The organism is Prevotellamassilia timonensis, from assembly GCF_021531665.1.
GTDB lineage: Bacteria > Bacteroidota > Bacteroidia > Bacteroidales > Bacteroidaceae > Alloprevotella.
Window position 1 is genome coordinate 24314 of record NZ_JADYUH010000005.1, and the last position, 18994, is coordinate 43307.

15 protein-coding genes are annotated in these 18994 nt (G+C 53.9%); 12 read left to right on the top strand and 3 right to left on the bottom strand.

What is annotated here, in order from left to right:
* The first annotated feature begins 155 nt into the window (after nucleotides 1-155).
* From I6E40_RS02305 to folB, 4 genes are all read left to right on the top strand, one after another.
* Nucleotides 156-1124 carry a GSCFA domain-containing protein gene (locus tag I6E40_RS02305; protein ID WP_235385240.1) on the top strand — a complete coding sequence of 323 codons (969 nt, stop codon included), beginning with the start codon at nucleotides 156-158 and terminating at the stop codon, nucleotides 1122-1124.
* A gap of 199 nt (nucleotides 1125-1323) precedes the next feature.
* Nucleotides 1324-3792, top strand: a complete 2469-nt coding sequence (locus tag I6E40_RS02310; RefSeq protein ID WP_235385241.1) for a bifunctional UDP-N-acetylmuramoyl-tripeptide:D-alanyl-D-alanine ligase/alanine racemase — start codon at nucleotides 1324-1326, stop codon at nucleotides 3790-3792.
* 343 nt (nucleotides 3793-4135) lie between these two features.
* A complete protein-coding gene (locus I6E40_RS02315) occupies nucleotides 4136-6694 on the top strand; it encodes an adenosylcobalamin-dependent ribonucleoside-diphosphate reductase (RefSeq protein ID WP_235385242.1) in 2559 nt (852 codons plus the stop codon).
* Between the two features lie 28 nt (nucleotides 6695-6722).
* Complete coding sequence (folB, locus tag I6E40_RS02320) at nucleotides 6723-7691, top strand: dihydroneopterin aldolase (RefSeq protein ID WP_235385243.1); 969 nt, start codon at nucleotides 6723-6725, stop codon at nucleotides 7689-7691.
* 256 nt (nucleotides 7692-7947) lie between these two features.
* Here folB and I6E40_RS02325 read toward each other — a convergent pair whose 3' ends face one another.
* Both I6E40_RS02325 and I6E40_RS02330 read right to left on the bottom strand, forming a co-directional pair.
* Nucleotides 7948-8997 carry a hypothetical protein gene (locus tag I6E40_RS02325; protein ID WP_235385244.1) on the bottom strand — a complete coding sequence of 350 codons (1050 nt, stop codon included), beginning with the start codon at nucleotides 8995-8997 and terminating at the stop codon, nucleotides 7948-7950.
* A 111-nt stretch (nucleotides 8998-9108) separates the two neighbouring features.
* Nucleotides 9109-10056 (bottom strand): nucleoside recognition domain-containing protein, encoded by a 948-nt coding sequence (locus I6E40_RS02330; RefSeq protein WP_235385245.1) that lies wholly within the window; start codon nucleotides 10054-10056, stop codon nucleotides 9109-9111.
* A 252-nt stretch (nucleotides 10057-10308) separates the two neighbouring features.
* On the opposite strand from I6E40_RS02330, the gene udk reads away from it, so the two are divergent.
* The 6 genes from udk to I6E40_RS02360 all read left to right on the top strand — a co-directional run bounded on the left by udk (nucleotide 10309) and on the right by I6E40_RS02360 (nucleotide 14803).
* Nucleotides 10309-10941 (top strand): uridine kinase, encoded by a 633-nt coding sequence (gene udk / locus I6E40_RS02335; protein ID WP_235385246.1) that lies wholly within the window; start codon nucleotides 10309-10311, stop codon nucleotides 10939-10941.
* Nucleotides 10942-11127: 186 nt separating this feature from the next.
* Nucleotides 11128-12072 carry a transcription antitermination factor NusB gene (gene nusB, locus I6E40_RS02340; RefSeq protein WP_235385247.1) on the top strand — a complete coding sequence of 315 codons (945 nt, stop codon included), beginning with the start codon at nucleotides 11128-11130 and terminating at the stop codon, nucleotides 12070-12072.
* 135 nt (nucleotides 12073-12207) lie between these two features.
* On the top strand, nucleotides 12208-12516 hold the full coding sequence (gene yajC, locus I6E40_RS02345; protein ID WP_235385248.1) for a preprotein translocase subunit YajC: 309 nt from the start codon (nucleotides 12208-12210) through the stop codon (nucleotides 12514-12516).
* 63 nt (nucleotides 12517-12579) lie between these two features.
* Nucleotides 12580-13572, top strand: coding sequence for a YbbR-like domain-containing protein (locus I6E40_RS02350; protein WP_235385249.1), 993 nt, complete (start codon nucleotides 12580-12582; stop codon nucleotides 13570-13572).
* Nucleotides 13559-14278 carry a dephospho-CoA kinase gene (locus I6E40_RS02355; RefSeq protein ID WP_235385250.1) on the top strand — a complete coding sequence of 240 codons (720 nt, stop codon included), beginning with the start codon at nucleotides 13559-13561 and terminating at the stop codon, nucleotides 14276-14278. Before I6E40_RS02350 ends, I6E40_RS02355 begins: the two co-directional genes overlap by 14 nt.
* A gap of 84 nt (nucleotides 14279-14362) precedes the next feature.
* Entirely contained in the window at nucleotides 14363-14803 is a 441-nt protein-coding gene (locus tag I6E40_RS02360; protein ID WP_235385251.1) for a DUF5606 domain-containing protein, read from the top strand.
* Between the two features lie 647 nt (nucleotides 14804-15450).
* Here I6E40_RS02360 and I6E40_RS02365 read toward each other — a convergent pair.
* Complete coding sequence (locus I6E40_RS02365) at nucleotides 15451-15699, bottom strand: hypothetical protein (protein WP_235385252.1); 249 nt, start codon at nucleotides 15697-15699, stop codon at nucleotides 15451-15453.
* A 569-nt stretch (nucleotides 15700-16268) separates the two neighbouring features.
* On the opposite strand from I6E40_RS02365, the gene I6E40_RS02370 reads away from it, so the two are divergent.
* Nucleotides 16269-17210 (top strand): hypothetical protein, encoded by a 942-nt coding sequence (locus I6E40_RS02370; RefSeq protein ID WP_235385253.1) that lies wholly within the window; start codon nucleotides 16269-16271, stop codon nucleotides 17208-17210.
* A gap of 115 nt (nucleotides 17211-17325) precedes the next feature.
* Entirely contained in the window at nucleotides 17326-18972 is a 1647-nt protein-coding gene (locus I6E40_RS02375; protein ID WP_235385254.1) for an OmpP1/FadL family transporter, read from the top strand.
* Nucleotides 18973-18994 lie beyond the last annotated feature (22 nt).

Here is an 18994-nt window from a genome sequence, read left to right on the forward strand (position 1 = left end):
TGAACCTTTGCGAACGGCAATGATTACATCCTCTTCACAGCCGATGGGAGCGTTGCCTGCGCAGACGAAACAGAAAAAGGAAGAAAGTTTTTGCGCTGCTGCTTTCCTCTTCCCGCACGATGCAGTAATTTTGCGCATCATTAGACTTCGAACTCATGAAATTCCGCACCGAAGTGGCTCTGCCGCCACGCTTTCTTGAACTCAGCCTCTCCTCGCACGTGATGTGCTCCGGCTCCTGCTTTGCGGAACACGTCGGACGTCTGATGCGCGATGCTATGCCTGACGGAAACGTGTGCGTCTGCCCCCACGGAGTGCTCTACAATCCCGCCTCCATCGCCCAAGAGTTGGACGCTCTCTTGCGTGCGCCGCAGGATTTCCGCAAGGACCTCGCCTTTCGCGCCTCCGATGGTCTGTGGCGCCACTGGCAGTGGGCATCAAACTTCGCCGCGGCAGACTGCGAAGCACTGACGAGCCGCCTCCTCTCCCACGAAGCGGCAGCACGCACAGCGATGCAGAAGTCGCAGCTCTGGGTCGTCACCTTCAGCACGGACCACGCCTACGTCCTTCGCGACAGTGCGGAGCGTGCTGTCATTGCCAACTGTCACAAAGAACCCGGCAGCCGCTTCGAGGAGACGATTCTCCGCACGGAACAGATGCTGACACAATGGACAGAACTCTTGTCCCGACTTTTCGACCAATGTCCGGCGATGCGCGTGGTCTTCACGCTGAGTCCTTATCGCTATGCGAAGCACGGTTTTCACGAAAGTGCCCTCTCAAAGGCACGCCTCTTGGTGCTCATTGACGAACTCTGCCTCCGCTTCCCCGAGCGCACCGCCTATTTCCCCGCCTTTGAGATTGTGACGGACGAGTTGCGCGACTATCGCTTCTATGCCGCCGACATGCTCCACCCCTCTGAGCAGGCGGTGGACTATGTTTGGGAGCGTTTCCGCCGGTGGTCTTTCTCACCGCTTTTGGAGGAATATCGGACGGACAAGGAGCACATCCTGCGCGACCGCTCCCACCGCTCGCTTCATCCCGGCAGTGAAGCAGACCTCGCCTTCCGCGCCGCGGCGGAGGAGCGCGAACGAAGATTTCTTGAGAAATGGAGCAAAACCGAATGCTGAACCCCCTAAGTAATCCTCAAAAAAATAACCTGCATCATCTTTGAAAATCTTTTCGGTCCATATTTCCTCCCTCATCAGTCACATAGATACGCCTATGCTCCTTCTTCGGGTGAAAATCTGACCTCGAAAATCTAATTCAAATCTGACGCAACTTATTATTTTCATATTACTAAAGCATGTCACTCTCAAACAATAGAAAATGAGATACACCATAGAAAACGTCACCGCGCTCATCGGTGCCCGTCGCTTCGGACACAGCGCAACCCAAGTCGAATGGCTGCTGACAGACAGCCGCTCGCTGGTCTTTCCCGAAACCACTCTCTTCTTTGCCCTCCGCACCAAGGTGGGCGATGGTCATCGCTACGTGGCAGACCTCTATCGCCGCGGCGTCCGCAACTTCGTGGTCGGCACGTTGCCCGCAGAGCACGAAACCGCCTTCCCCGACGCCAATTTCCTGCAGGTGATGAGCCCGCTCAAAGCCCTGCAACGCCTGGCGGAGCGGCACCGTGAAGAACACGACATTCCCGTCATCGGAGTCACCGGCTCAAATGGCAAAACGGTCGTGAAGGAGTGGCTCTATCAACTCCTCTCCCCCACCCTCCACGTGACCCGCTCGCCGAAGTCCTACAACTCACAAGTGGGCGTGCCGCTCAGCGTCTGTCTCTTGGGAGAACACAGCGAGATTGGCATCTTCGAAGCCGGCATCTCGCAGCCCGGTGAGATGGCTGCCCTGCGTGCCATCATCCAGCCGACGATTGGCGTCATGACCAACATCGGTCCTGCCCACCAGGAAAACTTCGAGTCGGTCGAAGAAAAATGCCACGAAAAACTTTCGCTCTTCCAGGACGCAAAGGTCTTGGTCTATTGCGCCGATGACGCCGTGGTCGATGAGTGTGTCGCCACCTCGCTGCTGCGCGGGGAACGTCTGGCGTGGTCGCGCCGGAATCCGAGTGCCGCCCTCTTCGTCTCCGCGGTTGAAACCTTGGAGCGCGGCACACGAATCACCTATCGCTTCCACGGTGCGGAAGCCGCAATGACCATTCCTTTCACCGACGATGCCTCCACGGTGAACTGCATCCACTGCCTCGCCGTCCTGCTCAGTCTGAACTTCAGTGCAGAGGAAATTGCAAGTCGAATGAAACGTCTGGAGCCTGTCGCCATGCGCTTGGAGGTCATCCAAGGCGTCCGCAACTGCACGCTCATCAACGACACCTACAACTCCGACGCCGCCTCCCTTGACATCGCCCTCGACTTCATGGCACGCCGCCCGGAGATTCAGAACAAACAGAAGGTGCTGATTCTCTCCGACATGTTCCAAACCGGACTTCCCGCCACGGAACTCTATGCCAAAGTGGCAGAACTACTGAACCGACGCGCCATCGACCACTTCATCGGTGTCGGACCGGAAATCTCACACGCCCACTCGCTCTTCCTGATGAAGAAGTCCTTCTTCCCCTCCGGCGAAGCCCTTGCCGACAGCGGTTTGCTCGACACGCTCCACGACTCGCTCGTGCTCATCAAAGGCTCGCGACCCTTCGGCTTTGAGAAAATCACCGCCGCACTCTCCCTGCGCGTTCACGAAACCACGCTCCACGTCAATCTCGACGCCCTGGCGGGGAATCTCAACTACTATCGCTCCTTCATGAAACCGGAAACGAAGATGGTCTGCATGGTGAAAGCCTCTGCCTACGGCGCAGGCAGCGTGGAAGTAGCCAAGACGCTGCAAGACCGCGGCGTGAACTATCTTGCCGTCGCCGTGGCTGACGAGGGAGCCGAACTGCGACGTGCCGGCATCACCGCGGGCATCATCGTGATGAATCCGGAAATGACCGCGTTCAAAACGCTCTTTGACTATGAACTCGAACCCGAGGTCTATAACTTCAAACTCCTTGACGCACTCATCAAGGCTGCTGAGAAGGAAGGCATACAGGGTTTCCCCGTTCATATCAAGTTGGACACGGGCATGCACCGTCTGGGCTTTGACCCACGCCTTGATCTGCCGGCACTCATTGACCGCCTGCACCACCAGACTTCCGTCATTCCCCGTTCCGTCTTCTCCCACTTCGTCGGCAGCGACAGCCCCGACTTCGACGACTTCTCCGCCCGCCAGTTCGCCTTGTTCGACGAAGCGTCAAAGACCTTGCAGGCAGCCTTCCCCCACAAAATCCTTCGCCACATCTGCAACAGCGCAGGCATCGAACGCTTCCCCGAACGCCACCTCGACATGGTGCGACTCGGACTGGGACTCTATGGCATAGACCCCATTGACAACCGCTCGCTGCAAAACGTGACGACGCTGCGCACCACCATCCTTCAAATCCGCGAGTGCCCGAAAGGGGACAGCGTGGGCTACTCCCGCCGCACTGTTTTGGAGCGTGACTCTCGCATCGCCGCCATTCCGATTGGCTATGCTGACGGCTTGAACCGACACCTCGGCAACCGCCGCGGCTACTGTCTGGTGAACGGTCAGCGCGCGGACTATGTCGGCAACATCTGCATGGACGTCTGCATGATTGACGTGACGGACACGGACTGCCGCGAAGGCGACACGGTCGAAATCTTCGGCGACAACCTCCCGCCCGCAGAGTTGGCACGCCTGCTCGACACCATCCCCTACGAAATCCTGACCTCTGTCAGCGACCGCGTCAAGCGCATCTACTTTCAATAAGAGGAGGCTAAGGGGCGCGCTCCGTAAATTATGGAATAAGGAACGTTCAAACGAAAGTGCTTACGTTTTCCTAATTTTTAGAACACCCCTTAACCTAATTCATGCGACGCCCCTAAAAGCCCGCTTCGCCTCCCTTTTTTTGAGCAACTTTGCACGCTTGAAACTTTGAAAGATAGAACATTTCGGACAACTTTTACGCAAACAAGATTCGCCAAACATCTGCTTCTCAGACGTTTGGCGATTATTTTTGGAAAACTTTAATTTTAAGAACTTTTTCGCTTTGTCATTTCACTGCGTTTTACGTACTTTGCAACGCAAATCACAAAAACCTTCCAAACCATTCATGAAAACCTATAGTTACGACGAAGCTTTTTCCGCTTCGTTAGAGTATTTTGGCGGTGACGAACTTGCAGCCCGCGTTTGGGTGAACAAGTATGCCATGAAAGACTCTTTCGGTCACATCTACGAGTGTTCTCCCACTGACATGCACCACCGTCTCGCCGCAGAACTGGCGCGCATCGAGCAGAAGTATCCTAACCCCGTGAGCCACGAAGAAATCTTCCACCTGCTCGACCACTTCCGCTACATCGTTCCTGCCGGCTCCCCGATGACCGGCATCGGCAACAACTTCCAAATTGCCTCCCTCTCCAACTGCTTCGTGGTCGGCATCGAGGGAAACTCCGACTCCTACGGCGCCATCCTCAAACTCGACGAGGAACAGGTGCAACTCATGAAACGACGCGGCGGAGTCGGTCACGACCTCTCCGGCGTACGCCCCAAAGGCTCACCCGTCAAAAACTCCGCACTCACCTCCACTGGCATCGTACCCTTCATGGAACGCTACAGCAACTCCACACGCGAGGTGGCACAGGACGGACGACGCGGAGCACTGATGCTCTCCATCAGCATCAAACACCCGGAGGCTGAGGACTTCATCGACGCCAAAATGGTGGAAGGAAAAATCACCGGTGCCAACGTCAGCGTGAAAATTGACGACGAATTCATGAACTGCGCCGTGGAAGGAAAAACCTATCACCAAAAGTTCCCCATCGACAGCGAAAACCCAACCTTCACCAAAGACACCGACGCACAGGCGCTTTGGAAGAAAATCGTTCACAACGCTTGGAAAAGTGCTGAGCCGGGCGTCCTCTTCTGGGACACCATCCGTCGCGAAAGCATCCCTGACTGCTACGCTGACCTTGGCTTCGAAACCGTCTCCACCAACCCCTGCGGCGAAATTCCTCTCTGCCCCTACGACAGCTGTCGCCTGCTCGCCATCAACCTCTACTCCTACGTCAAGAACCCCTTCACTCCCGAAGCCGAATTTGACTTTGAACTCTTCCGCCGTCACGTCATCCTCGCACAGCGTCTCATGGACGACATCATCGACCTGGAACAGGAGAAAATCGACGCCATCATCGAGAAGATTCAAAGCGACCCGCAGAGCGATGAAGTCAAGAGAACCGAACTCCAACTCTGGCAGAAAATCAAAGCCAAAACTGCCAAGGGACGCCGCACGGGTGTCGGCATCACTGCGGAAGGCGACATGATTGCAGCGCTCGGACTGCGCTACGGCACACAGGAAGCAACCGACATGGCGGTCAAAGTGCAACAGACACTCGCCCTCACCGCCTATCGCTCCTCTGCCATCATGGCTGCCGAACGCGGTGCGTTTGAAGTCTATGACACAGAGCGCGAAAAGAACAACCCCTTCATCTCCCGTCTCCGCGAGGCTGACCCGGAACTCTACACCATGATGGAGAAACACGGACGCCGCAACATCGCCTGCCTCACCATCGCGCCCACCGGAACCACCAGCCTCATGACACAAACCACCAGCGGAATCGAGCCGGTCTTCATGCCGGTCTATAAGCGACGCCGCAAGGTGAACCCGAACGACCCCTCCGTTCACGTGGACTATATTGATGAAACGGGCGACGCCTTTGAAGAATATATCGTCTATCACCACAAGTTCCTCACCTGGATGCAGACACAGGGACTCGACACGACCAAGAACTACAGTCAGGAGGAAATCAACGAACTCGTGGCGCGCTCTCCCTACTTCAAAGCCACTGCCAACGACGTCGATTGGCTGATGAAGGTGAGAATGCAGGGCGCCATCCAAAAGTGGGTGGACCACAGCATCTCCGTCACCGTCAATCTCCCCAACAGCGTGGACGAAGAACTCGTGAACAGACTCTACGTCGAAGCATGGCGCAGCGGATGCAAGGGATGCACCATCTATCGTGACGGCTCACGCTCCGGCGTCCTCGTCAGCACACAAAAGACGGACAAGAAAAAGGAAGAAAAGGAAGAGAACACGAACGAAATCCCCATCTGCCGACCGCCGCAGGTGACGGAACGACGACCGGACGTCTTGGACTGCGACGTCGTGCGCTTCCAAAACAACAAAGAGAAATGGGTCGCCTTCGTCGGACTCCTCGACGGACAACCCTACGAAATCTTCACCGGTCTCCAAGACGACGACGAGGGCATCGTGCTCCCCAAAACAGTCACCAAAGGACGAATCCTCAAGACCATCCTGCCCGACGGAACCAAACGCTATGACTTCCAGTTCGAGAACAAACGCGGTTACAAAATGACCGTCGAAGGACTCTCCGAGAAGTTCAACAAAGAGTATTGGAACTATGCGAAACTCATCTCCGGCGTCCTCCGCTACAGAATGCCGATTGAGAACGTCATCAAACTCGTGAACTCACTCCAACTCGAAAGCGAGAACATCAACACTTGGAAGGTCGGCGTCAGCCGTGCACTGAAGAAATACATTCAGGACGGAACCGAAGCCACGGGACAGAAATGCCCCAACTGCGGAAACGAAACGCTCGTCTATCAAGAGGGCTGCCTCATCTGCACACACTGCGGAGCAAGCCGCTGCGGATAGTCTTCTCCTTACCGATTATATATTAAGGATGAAAATAGAAATCAATCGTATGGAGTGCTACGCCCGCCACGGCGTACTGCCTCTGGAAAACAAAGTGGGCGCACCTTTTCGGGTGTCGCTCACTTTATTTGTGCCCGACGCCGCCTGCGCCGGTGCCCTGCGTGATGACCGCTTGGAAGACACGGTGAACTATGCAGAGGTCGCCGACCTCGTGCGCCACGAAATGGCACTCCCCTCCCAACTCATCGAACACGTCGCGGAACGCATCGCCTCCGCCGTGCTGAAAGAGTTTCGGAAGGTGAACGAAGTCACCGTCAAAATCGAAAAACTCTCGCCGCCCATCGCGGGCTTCAGCGCCGAGGGCGTGAGCGTGGAGTTGGTGAAACGTCGCCCCCTCTTCGTGTTTGACTTCGACGGCACGATTGCCGACACCCGCGCCGGCATCGTGCGGACAATGCAGGCGTCCTTCCGCACCATGCACCTCCCCGTGCCGAAATCAGAGGAAATTGTCCCGACCATCGGACTACCGCTGACGGAAAGCATCGCGAAACTGGGCAACCTGCAGGGGGAAAGGCTGGAACAGACGGTGGAGACCTATCGCCGCTTGTTCGAAGAAGTCGGCGTGGAAGGAATTGTGCTCTACGACGGAATGGAAGAATGGCTCAAAACACTTCACAGCGAGGGCGCCGTCCTCGCCATAGCCACCAGCCGCGGACACGAATCGACGGAGCAACTTTGCCAACGACTCGGCATTCGCCCGCTCTTTGCAGAGATTGTGGCGTGTGACGATGTGGTTCACGCGAAGCCTCATCCCGAAGCCGTGGAACGACTCATGCGAAGCCATGGAATCAGCGTCGAAGCGACCACCGTGGTGGGGGACACAACTTTTGACATCGAGATGGGACGCCGCGCGGGCTGCCACACCATCGGCGTGACCTGGGGCAACCACTCGGAGCAGATGCTGCGACAAGCGGGAGCGGAGGAGATAAGACGGTAAAGCCAAAGTGCTTTCCTTTCTACAGGGGTGTTCTAAAAATTAGGTTGAGTTGATTTTTGATTTCTTAGAGATGAACTTTTGTCAATTGAGGAAGGAGCATAGCGGGCTATGTGACTGACGAAACTTACAAAAGGGCGCGCTAAGAAACCAACCAAAACGTAAGCACTTTCTTTTGAACGTTCCTTATCCCGTAATTTATAGAACACCCCTACACCTTTTCTATCCTTTTCATTTTCCAACGCCACTTTGACAGCCTCTAACGCTGTTTGAAGGGTAGATAGGTGTCAAAAAGAACGTTCATCTCGGTTTTTGTTTTTCCTTCAAGACGCTGCCAAAGGTCCAACGCCACGCGCCCCATGGTGCGGCGGAGATTTATCTCCACACAGGGATGCAGCACGGGAGCGCCGCCGGAGAGGACATACATCATGTCTATGCCCACGGGACCGGCATGGTGCGGCGCGAGCGTTTCCGCCAGTACCTCTTCCGCCGTCTTCGCTGCAGCAGCCACTTCCTTCCCCACGTCCTTCCCCGCCTTCTCGGACAACAAGCGCAACAGCGTCTCGGGCGAAGCGACGTGATTCCCGGAATAGGCACCGGCAGGGGAGGCGTCAAAGAAGGAGAGACCGCGGTAGGTGACGCGCCGCGCCTCATCCACGTCAAACTCGAGGGCGAAATCTGCCAACTTGTCGTAGGCGGGCTCTACCTCTGCCCCACCCTGCAACGCCAGCCACTTCCCGACACGACGCCAAAGGCTCTCGGGCGAAGACACCGACAACCGCACGACACCGCGACCGGAGCAGGACCAAAGGGACTTCACCATGACATCGCCCCAAATGTTCATCCGCTCTCTCACTTCCTCCTCAGAACGACACACAACGGACTCGCCTACCGTCGGTATGCTCAACCCACGCATCGCCCGGAGCACGGGTGCCACGGTCTCGCGACTGCTCAGACGACGCACTGTCGCCAACTGCTCGTCGGTCGGAAGAAGACGCTCCGGTGCTCCCGCCTTGCGCAAGGAATGGCGAACGAGCAAATCCCAACCCCAAGGCTCAATGCGCTCCACCTCCTCCCAAAAAGAGGGGCGTAGCTCACGACGAGTCACGAAACGAACACCGGAATACAAGGGAGCGTCGGGAAGAACACCGTCCTCCTCAACCCAAACGGCATCGCCGGGCAACGCCCACAACGCCGGAAGCGCACCGAAACGAAGACGCTGACTGCGTGCGGCAAGCGTGGGATAATAATAAGGAGTGTTCGCCGACAGCGCCTCCTCGTGGGACGGATTGTAGATGTGAAGAATCAAAACGGGAGGAAGATTAGGACTATATTATATTTTATAGGTCATGCAGCGACAGACCGAAGCAAGGCAAAACGGGAGGAAGATTAGGAAAATACTATAGAAGGAAAAAGAACGTTATCTGTCCGGAGAAACCGAGCGATTTTGAAGCATGCGCTGAACACAAAGACGACATCTCCTTTCCCAAACCAGAGCAAGCGCAAAAGCAAGGCGGGTGGCGAGAAGCAAAAAAGCAGAGATGCCCGTGACGCCGAAGACAATGGTGTCTTCCAGCATGGAATGGTTCATGACGAGATGATGGTTCACTTCGTTGGCTTCTTCACGCGTCACCATGCCCTTCTCTTCCAAATCGCGCATGACGGCAGCGCCATAACTGATGCCAATGAGATTGCCCACGAGCCACATGTAGGCAGCATTGTTGGGAAGGCCAAAGACACGCATTAGGGGCGAAAGCCAACGCGACAAAGGTGCCAGAAGTTCAAATGACTCCAACAGTCTCTGAATCACCATCAACACAAAAATGATGAGCACAACCATCAACGACATCTTCAACTGAGAAACGCCCCACGTCAGCAACACTTCCTCCCAACGACTGTCTGCCGGAGCTCCGAGATAGAGATAGGGCGAGGACATCTCCGGCAAAATGAAGTTCAAAAGCAACGCACAGACAAAAGCCATCGCCATGCGAATCGAAGCCATCTTCCAAAAAGAAGAACCGGTCTTTTGATTCACGGCACACTCCATCGGAAGGGCGTGACAGAGGGCTATCATCAAAGCAAGAATGGATGCCTGCTTCATGGTGAGCGGAATCGACATCATCGCTGCCAAACCGGCATAGGTGCCTGCCGCAGCACCCGAAAGGAAAGCCACAGACGACTCACCCGGCAAGCCGAGATGAACAAAAAGAGGATTCACACGGACGGCAATCCACGCCAACACGCCCAAATGCTGCATCAGCGTCACCGCCAACGAAATGGGAATCATCAACTTCAACAGCCAGACGGAACTCTTCCACGTGCCGGGAAGCGCACTGACCACACTTTCTTTGAACTTTTCTGTCTTCATGACTGTGCAAAAGCAAGGGAGGTGCAAAGTTACGGTTTTTTGCAGAACCGAGACACAGAGAGGGAAAGGGAACCGCCACCCATAAATCACAGAGAATGGAGCAAGAAAAGCGATGCACACGGTTTTTTTCTTACATTTGCAGCACAGTTCATTCCTTTTTCCACCCGCGAGACGAAAACTGCGCAACCGCGAAACATTGTCTTGACAACGACGAGTTGCCGTTTTACTCGCAACCAAACACACTCACAACCCATGCTGATCATTGGAATTGCGGGCGGCACCGGCTCGGGAAAGACCACAGTGGTGCGCAAAATCTTGGATTCACTTCCCGAACACACCGTGGCGGTCATTCCGCAGGACTCCTACTACAACGACCAGTCGGACCTCCCACTAGAAGTCAGAAAGAAAACAAACTTTGACCACCCCGATGCTTTCGAGTGGGAACTGCTGGCACATCAAATTGAGGAGTTGCGCCAAGGACGCGCCATCGAACAACCGACCTATTCCTACATCACTTGCACACGCCTGCCGGAAACCGTGCACGTGGAGCCGCGCGAGGTCATCATCGTGGAGGGCATCATGACACTCTACGACAAAAAACTCCGCGACCTCATGGACTTAAAAATATATGTCGATGCAGGCGCCGACGAACGACTCTTGCGCGTTATCGAACGCGACACCGCCGAACGCGGACACCCGCTGGAGATGCTGATTGGGAAATATCGCAACATCCTCAAGCCCATGCACGACGAGTTCATCGAACCCACGAAACAGTATGCGGACATCATCATCCCCAACGGCGGAGAAAACGCAAGAGCCGTGGCTATGATGCAAATCTACATTCTCTCGGCTCTGAGCTATCAACGCTCCGCCGGCAGCAAATGAACATAAATTTGACGCTTTCATTTCTTCGTTGTATCTTTGCAGTGCGAAATTGGGCGGCGTCTCAGCAAAAGCCTCAAGCAAGCTTGGACTTCTGCATTCGACTTGCACCAACTTTGCAACGCGAAAATCCCATGCACCCCGTCAAACTGAACTCATCGGTGCATTCTTCTTACATACGTTCTCATCATGATTAACAGATCGCTCATCAGACTGAAGATTGTACAACTGCTGTACGCATTCTCACAAAACGAAGGCAAAGACCCGGAAACCGCGTACAAAGAACTGGACTTCTCTCTTGAAAAAACGCAAGACCTGTATCATTACCTCCTCTCCACTCTTCTTGAACTCCGGAAACTGGCAGCCACACGCGACAACGTGAGACTGGCACGCGAACGGCGCACCGGCATCGCCTCCGAAAACGCCTCTGCCGACGCTCTCTTCGCCGCCAACCGCTGCATTGAAAAACTGGGAGCAAACCAGGAGATGATGGACTTCCTGGAAAACAAAAAGCAGGAGTGGAGCGAGGAACCGGCGTTCATCAAAAATCTCTACGAAGAAATCCTTGACTCCGACGACTTCAAAACATACGCCCAACAAAAGGAGCACAGTTTCCAAGACGACAAAGAACTCGTCCTGAAAATCTACCGCCGGAGCATCGTGGACAACGACAAAGCCTCCGAAATCCTTGAAGACCACTCGCTCTATTGGAACGACGACAAGGATACGGTGGATTCCTTCATCCTCAAAACCATCAAAAAACTGAAAGAGGACACACCCGACGAAGCACCACTGCTCCCATTCTTCCTCAAAGACGAAGACCGAAACTTTGCACACCAACTCTTCAGAGCAGCCATCACACGCGCCACGGAATTGCAAGAAATGATTGCCGCACAGTGCAAAAACTGGGACTTCGGACGACTGGCTCTGATGGACGTGATGATTCTCCAAACCGCACTGGCGGAAATCCTCACCTTTGACGACATCCCCTTGAACGTCAGTTTCAACGAATACATCGAAATCGCAAAGGTCTATTCCACACCCCAAAGCCCATCGTTCGTCAACGCCACACTCGACGGCATCGTCGCAAAATGCCGAAAGGAGGGCATGACGACAAAGGAAAAAGGAAAATAAAGGGTCATCCCGAAAACCATGGGGGGGGGAGCCCCGATTGCTTTGACACCCGGTGCTTGAACTCTTCACACACCATGCTCCTTCTTTCCCCGAGAAAACAAAACCATTCTTATTTTCACACACAACCAAAGAAACATGTTCACAACTCTTCTCCAAGCACAAGCCGCACCCGCCGGCAGCAACATCTCCATGATTGTGATGATGGTCGTTCTCTTCGCCATCTTCTACTTCTTCATGATTCGTCCGCAGAACAAGAAACAGAAAGAACTGATGAACTTCCGCAACTCGCTCTCCATCGGACAAGAGGTCATCACCGTCTCCGGCATCTACGGCACCGTGAAGAGCATTGATGAGAACACTGGCAGCATCATGCTCGAAATCAGCAAAGGCGTGCAAATCAAAATCGCCAAAGAGGGCGTCAATCCCATCGCCACCAAAAAGTGATTCCGACGGTCGTCTGCCAAAGCGACCGAACAGCACACTTGACTCAACAAAAAGTTCCTTGGAATGATATTTAGTCTCATCAGGAAGTGCTATGCCAAACTCTGGAACAGGCAATTCCTGATTTTCCTTTTCTTTTTCGCACTCTCTTTCGTGTTCTGGGTCTTCCAAACACTCAATGAGACCTACGAAGAGGACTTCATTGTCCCCTTGGAACTCAGCGGCGTCCCCAAAAACGTGGTCATCACCACCGACCTGCCGACAGGACTGCACGTCACACTGCGAGACAAGGGAATCACACTCCTCACCTATCGCTACACCAACCGACTCTCACCCATCGTCATCGATTTCAACCAATACTCCGGTGCCGGCTCACGCGTCAGCATTCCGGGAAGCGACCTCATGCGCAGCGTCGTCAAACAACTCCAACCCGGCACACAACTCACAGCATTCAAACCTGACGTGCTGGAGTTCTACTACAACTACGGAGAATGCAAAAAGGTGCCCGTGAAAATCTCCGAGATGCCGCAAGCGGGAAGACTCTTCACCATCGCAAAAACCTTGCTCTCACAAGATTCGGTCACGGTCTATGCGACACGAGAAGCACTGGATACCATCACAGCAGCCTACACTCGCCGATTCGCCCTCCATCAACTCACCGACACAACCTCCGCAGAAGTCGGGTTCATCTGCCCGAGAGGCGCGAAGTTCGTGCCTGCCAGCGTGAAACTCACGTTCTGCGTGGACCGAATGGTGGAGAAAACGGTGCAGGTGCCGGTGCAGCAGGTGAACTTCCCCGCATCCAAACAACTGAGAACCTTCCCCGCAAAGGTGAACCTCACCTTTCAAGTCGGTATGTCGCAATACAAGCACATCTCTGCCGACAACTTCGTCCTCGTCGTGAACTATGAGGACCTTCTGAAGAGCAAAGGAAACACCACGCGCCTCTCACTCAAAACCATTCCGACCGGCGTGACGCACGTGCGCATCAGACCACAGGACGTGGAATTTGTCATCGAAGACATCCCGGGCTATGACAGCGAAGATGAAACAGAATGACACCGCGAACCAGCTGACCCGCCATGCGCCCATGCTCACCATCGCCATCACCGGAGGCATCGCCAGCGGAAAAAGCTTCGTCTGCCGACAACTCGTTGCCGCAGGACAAGAGGTCTTTGACTGTGACCGCGAAGCGAAACGAATCATCCGCGAAGACGAAAGCGTGCGCCGCGAACTGACGGCACTGGTCGGCGACGGTCTCTACGACTCCGACGGACAACTCGTCAAACCCGTGCTCGCAGCCTGGATCTGTCGCGGCGGTGAATGCACCGAAAAGGTCAACGCCATCGTGCATCCACGTGTGGCTGAAGCATTCCGAAAACGCTGTCACGAAAAAGAAGTCCTGCTCCAAAAGAGACACCTCAACCACGCTGAAGCGTCGATGGAACATGCAGAAGACCTGCGTCAACGACTCCTCGCCAACACCTCCGAACGTCCCACCCCCGTGGCGGTGGAAACGCTGAAGAAACTCCCCGCCGAAAGGACGCTCTTCATGGAGTGCGCCCTGCTCTTTGAAACGGGCTTCGACCGACTGACCGACCTCAGCGTCACCGTCCACGTCAGCCGCAAAACCCAGTTGGAAAGACTCATGGCGCGAAACCAAATCGGACGCGCAGAAGCGGAAGCATGGCTCGCACTGCAACTCGCGGAAGACGAACGAATGCAACGCGCAGACCTGTGGATTGACAACGAACCGTCAAAGTAGCGAATACCCATATTATATATAGGAGCAAAACATTCAACCTCACCTATAAATAAAAGTAGAATACAAATTAAATTCATCAGAACTATGAAAGACACCATTCTGGCTGTTTCCGGCAAGCCCGGACTTCATAAGTTGATTTCCCAAGGACGCGGCATGATCATCGTGGAATCCATCGACGAAGCCAAGAAGCGCATGCCCGCCGGCGCACGCGACCGCGTCACCTCGCTCAAAGACGTGACAATGTACACCGAAACGGAGGACAAACCGCTCATGGAAATCTTCCAAGCCATCTTTGAGAAAGAAAACGGCGCACCCGTTGCCCTCAACTTCAAAGAAGCAAACAAAAAGGAACTCGCCGACTTCATGGCATCCGTCGTCCCCGACTATGACCGCGACCGCGTTCACGACTCTGACATCCGCAAATTGATTCAGTGGTACAACATCCTCGTCCGCGGCGGCTACACTCAATTTGTCGATGAAGAAGACAACGAAGAAGCCACAGAAACGAACGAAACAGCAGAATAAACCGAACGATTTTTTCACACGAACTCAACGCCGAGACAACGGGACTGACTCCTCCCGCTGTCTCGGCGTTTCTTGTGAGGGAAGCAGATTGTAAAACATGTGCCATCGTGCCCGCAAAGAGATTTTCGATTACTCATAAATACGTGAAGCAAAAATAAGCACTTTCTTTTGAACGTTCCTTATCCCGTAATTTATGGAACACCCCTATAATATATATCATATTACAAGGGCAAGAAAAAACTATGCAAACTATACACAAACCCTACATTTAGACCCGCATCTTTCTGATTTACTGCGCGTTACAAAATGTATAGTTTATGTTTCAAACCCTACACAAACTATACATTGAACTATACATTGAGGCGTTTCAAACCCTACACAAAAACTATACACAAAAGCCTACACCGCAACACGAACCCTACACAAAAACTATACACAAAAGCCTACACCGCTACTATACATTGCAACGGCACGCAGTTTTACTTAGGAGCGCACCCGGTTAAAACTAGGAGCGCACCTAGGAAAAACTAGGAGCGCACCTAAGAAAAACTAGGAGCGCACCTAAGAAAAACTAGGAGCGCACCTAAGAAAAACTAGGAGTGCACCTAAGAAAAATTAGGAGCGCACCCGGTTAAAATTTGCCTTCCTCAAATTTTAATTTGCCTTCCTCTAATTTTTCTTTGCCTTCCTCTAATTTTAATTTGCCTTCCTCTAATTTTAATTTGCCTTCCTCTAATTTTTCTTTGCCTTCCTCTAATTTTTCTTTGCCTTCCCCTAGTTTTTCTTAGCCTTCCCATAGTTTTTCTTAGCCTTCCCATAGTTTTTCTTAGCCTTCCTCTCTCCCACTCTTCCTCTCTTCGTCTCTTTGTCTCTTTGTCTCCAAAAAAGCCCCCCATGTGCGGTGCATCAGCGCCGCAACAAAGCCCTTCCCTTTAGGGAGGGGTTGGGGTAGGCTCCCTCTCTTTGACTCTTTGACTCTTAGTCTCTTTGACTCTTTGACTCTTTGACCCTTAGTTCCCATGTAGGGTTCAGTGCAGGGTTTGTGTAGGATTTTCGCTTCAAACCCTACACATTGCAACGCGCGGAGAATCAGCGAGATACAAAGCAAATGTAGGGTTTTGTGTAGGGTTTGCAGAGTTTTTTTGTTCCCTATAACATACGTATAGTGGAGTGTTCAGAGGACAATAAAAACCGGTCATCATCTTAACTCCCCCTTAGTGAATCTATGTTTGAACATTCATGTTCCACAAATCGTCCCCGTACAAACGATGCGCCCCGCACTTTCCTCTTTTGCCAATCACGAGACTCTCGTGAAGTAAAAAAGACAACAACTATGACGCGGAGATAACTTAATATTTATGAAAACGGCGTGCAAACACACTGCGATAGCAGGTGACTGAGCGAAAAGTGACTAACTTTGCCCACAAACAAACATTGTGCTCACACCAATCAAATCTCTGCAACAATGAAAAAACTGGCTATTCTTTTTCTCGGTCTGTGCACTGCCACGCTTCACTGCGCAGCGCAGGACGACGTATATTTCGTTTCCTCCAAAAAGAAGGCAAAAACGCAAAAGACGCCCGGCAAGTCGGTCGTGCTGCCCCTGACGGAATCCACGTCCATCGGACACTCGACGGTCACGCCCCTCACAGCCGACACGGTCTTCGTCACGGAAGACTGGACCACAGAACGCAAGACGGGATTGAGAGACGTGGACGAATATAACCGCCGCGGCAAAAAGACCGTTGAAACGGAAACCACCGACACGCTCTCGCCCTACGAACTGGGTTATGCCGATGGCTACGAAGACGGAACCTACACCTCACGCATCGTGCGCTTCTATGCGCCGCGCCCCGGCATCTACGTCAGCAGTCCTTACTATTGGGACTATTATGACTACGCCTACGACCCGTGGTATTACGGCTACGGCAACTGGGCACTCGGCTTCTACTGGGACGGCTGGTGGGGCTGGGGCTCATGGTACGGCTGGCGCCCATACTACACTTGGGGCTGGTATGACCCCTTCTGGTGTGCGCCGCACCATCATCACTACTGGGCTGCAGTGCCCGCGACAGGACCGACCTACCGCTACGGAAACTCCCACCGTCCTTTCTCACCGACCGCTTCCCGCACCGGCAGAAATGCGGTGGCAACGCGCACCTCACGTGACGGCGCGGCTTCAAGAAACGGACTGGGATTCAACAGAAGTTCTCGCAACTCGCAACGCTCCACCACTTCGCCCTCCCGCTCCACGCGCTGGAACACGGAACGCTCCACACAACCTTCCACCCGCTCCTTCAACAACAGCAGCGTCCGTAGCAACATGGGTGGCAGTTTCCGCTCCTCGGGTGGCTTTGGAGGCAGCCGAGGCGGCTTCCACGGAGGGGCACGCGGAGGCAGACGATGACACGAATCAAGAGAGAGACGAGTTCAACACATATCCAACCCACACAAGGAGTCCGCACGCGGTGTCTTCCTCCGCCCGCGACTCCAAAGTGAACCCCTGAAAACACACTGAAATCATGCTTAGAAAATATTATTCTCTGGCAGTGGCAAGTCTGCTCTGCGGCACCCTGCAAGCACAAGACATCTACAAAGTGGAGACTTTCTCCGGCAGCGACCTCAACGGAACGGCACGCTTCGTCGGCATGGGTGGTGCGATGAATGCCCTCGGCGCAGACCTCTCCACCATGGGTTCCAACCCCGCCGGCATCGGTATGTTCCGGAAAAGCGATGCCTCGCTGAGTGCAAGTTGCATCTCGCAACCGAACGCAAGACTCGCCATGGACATCAACAAAGTCAGAGGCAGTTTTGACCAGGCAGGCTTCGTCTATGCCATGAAAATGCCCGGCGAGGGAAAACTCAAATTCGTCAACTTCGGCTTCAACTACCAAAAACGCCGTAACCTCAAAAACTACGCCGAAGTCCTCGGCGGACAAACCAACGGATGGTCGCAAACCGACGTCTTCCGCCAACTCTCCAACGGCTTTGACCTCAACAACGACAGAGACCGCGACAACATGCTGCCCATCGTCAACGCCGCCTACGACGCACAACTCTCCAACCTTCAAGGAGTGGACCTCAACGGAGAGACCTACCGCTTCAACGGCGCGGATGCCTACAACTACCAGCGCGTCACCTGGGGCGGCATTCAGCAATATGACTTCAACATCTCCCTCAACTGGAAAGACCAAGTCTATGCCGGATTGACCTTCGGAGTATATAACGTGAACATGCACTCTTCCCTCTACTACGACGAAGACCTCCTCTTCCAACACCCCACCAATGGAAGCGTCATCGTGAACGGAGAAGGCAACCTCCCCTACTATTATTCCTATCAGGACGAAGCCATCAACGGCACGGGCTTCGACTTCAAACTTGGCGTGATTGCACGACCGATTGAAGACTCCTCTTTCCGAATCGGATTCTCTGTTTCAACGCCCATCTTCTTCGACCTGACGCAAGAGAGCAGCATCTATTTCAACTCACCCTTCGCACTGCCCCGGGAAGGAGATGCCAACTACAGACCCTACGCCTACTCCTCCAATCCGGACGAATACACTGAATCAGACTTCTACACAGGCGGCTTTGACTATCGCATCCGCACGCCCTGGAAAGTGAACCTCAGCCTCGGCGGAACCGTCGGCAACTTCCTCGCACTGGATGGAGAATATGAAGCCACGTTCTACAAGAGCGCGTCCGTCGGCTACCCCGACTTTGACTACTATGGCTTCGCCGATGGCAGCACCAGCAACGACCGCTGGATCAACAAGGACATTGACAACTACATGCAAACAACCCACACGCTGCGTCTCGGAGCAGAGGCAAAATTCGCCGACATCATGTATCTCAGAGCAGGCTACAACTACGTCTCCTCACCCTTCAAAAAGAGCGCGTTCCTTGACCTCTTCACGCCCAGTCCCAACTACTACGCACGCACCAACACGGACTACCTGAACCTCGGCGACACGCAGCGCGTCACACTCGGACTCGGCTGCCGCAGCAAACATTTCTACGGAGACATCGCCTATCAGTATCAACGCCAGCGCGGAGACCTCTATGCCTTCAACTACTTTGAAGGAAACACCGTGCAGGACAACTATCTCCCCGCCCAGAAGGTGAACCTCGACCGTCACCAGGTGCTCTTCACCGTGGGCTACAAGTTCTGAAACGTTGAATCTGTTTCGGTAC

Coding starts and splice junctions, on each gene's coding strand:
- I6E40_RS02305 (WP_235385240.1), top strand. CDS start 156: ATGAAATTCCGCACCGAAGTGGCTCTGCCGCCACGCTTTCTTGAACTC.
- I6E40_RS02310 (WP_235385241.1), top strand. CDS start 1,324: ATGAGATACACCATAGAAAACGTCACCGCGCTCATCGGTGCCCGTCGC.
- I6E40_RS02315 (WP_235385242.1), top strand. CDS start 4,136: ATGAAAACCTATAGTTACGACGAAGCTTTTTCCGCTTCGTTAGAGTAT.
- folB (WP_235385243.1), top strand. CDS start 6,723: ATGAAAATAGAAATCAATCGTATGGAGTGCTACGCCCGCCACGGCGTA.
- I6E40_RS02330 (WP_235385245.1), bottom strand. CDS start 10,056: ATGAAGACAGAAAAGTTCAAAGAAAGTGTGGTCAGTGCGCTTCCCGGC.
- udk (WP_235385246.1), top strand. CDS start 10,309: ATGCTGATCATTGGAATTGCGGGCGGCACCGGCTCGGGAAAGACCACA.
- nusB (WP_235385247.1), top strand. CDS start 11,128: ATGATTAACAGATCGCTCATCAGACTGAAGATTGTACAACTGCTGTAC.
- yajC (WP_235385248.1), top strand. CDS start 12,208: ATGTTCACAACTCTTCTCCAAGCACAAGCCGCACCCGCCGGCAGCAAC.
- I6E40_RS02350 (WP_235385249.1), top strand. CDS start 12,580: ATGATATTTAGTCTCATCAGGAAGTGCTATGCCAAACTCTGGAACAGG.
- I6E40_RS02355 (WP_235385250.1), top strand. CDS start 13,559: ATGAAACAGAATGACACCGCGAACCAGCTGACCCGCCATGCGCCCATG.
- I6E40_RS02360 (WP_235385251.1), top strand. CDS start 14,363: ATGAAAGACACCATTCTGGCTGTTTCCGGCAAGCCCGGACTTCATAAG.
- I6E40_RS02365 (WP_235385252.1), bottom strand. CDS start 15,699: ATGGGGGGCTTTTTTGGAGACAAAGAGACAAAGAGACGAAGAGAGGAA.
- I6E40_RS02370 (WP_235385253.1), top strand. CDS start 16,269: ATGAAAAAACTGGCTATTCTTTTTCTCGGTCTGTGCACTGCCACGCTT.
- I6E40_RS02375 (WP_235385254.1), top strand. CDS start 17,326: ATGCTTAGAAAATATTATTCTCTGGCAGTGGCAAGTCTGCTCTGCGGC.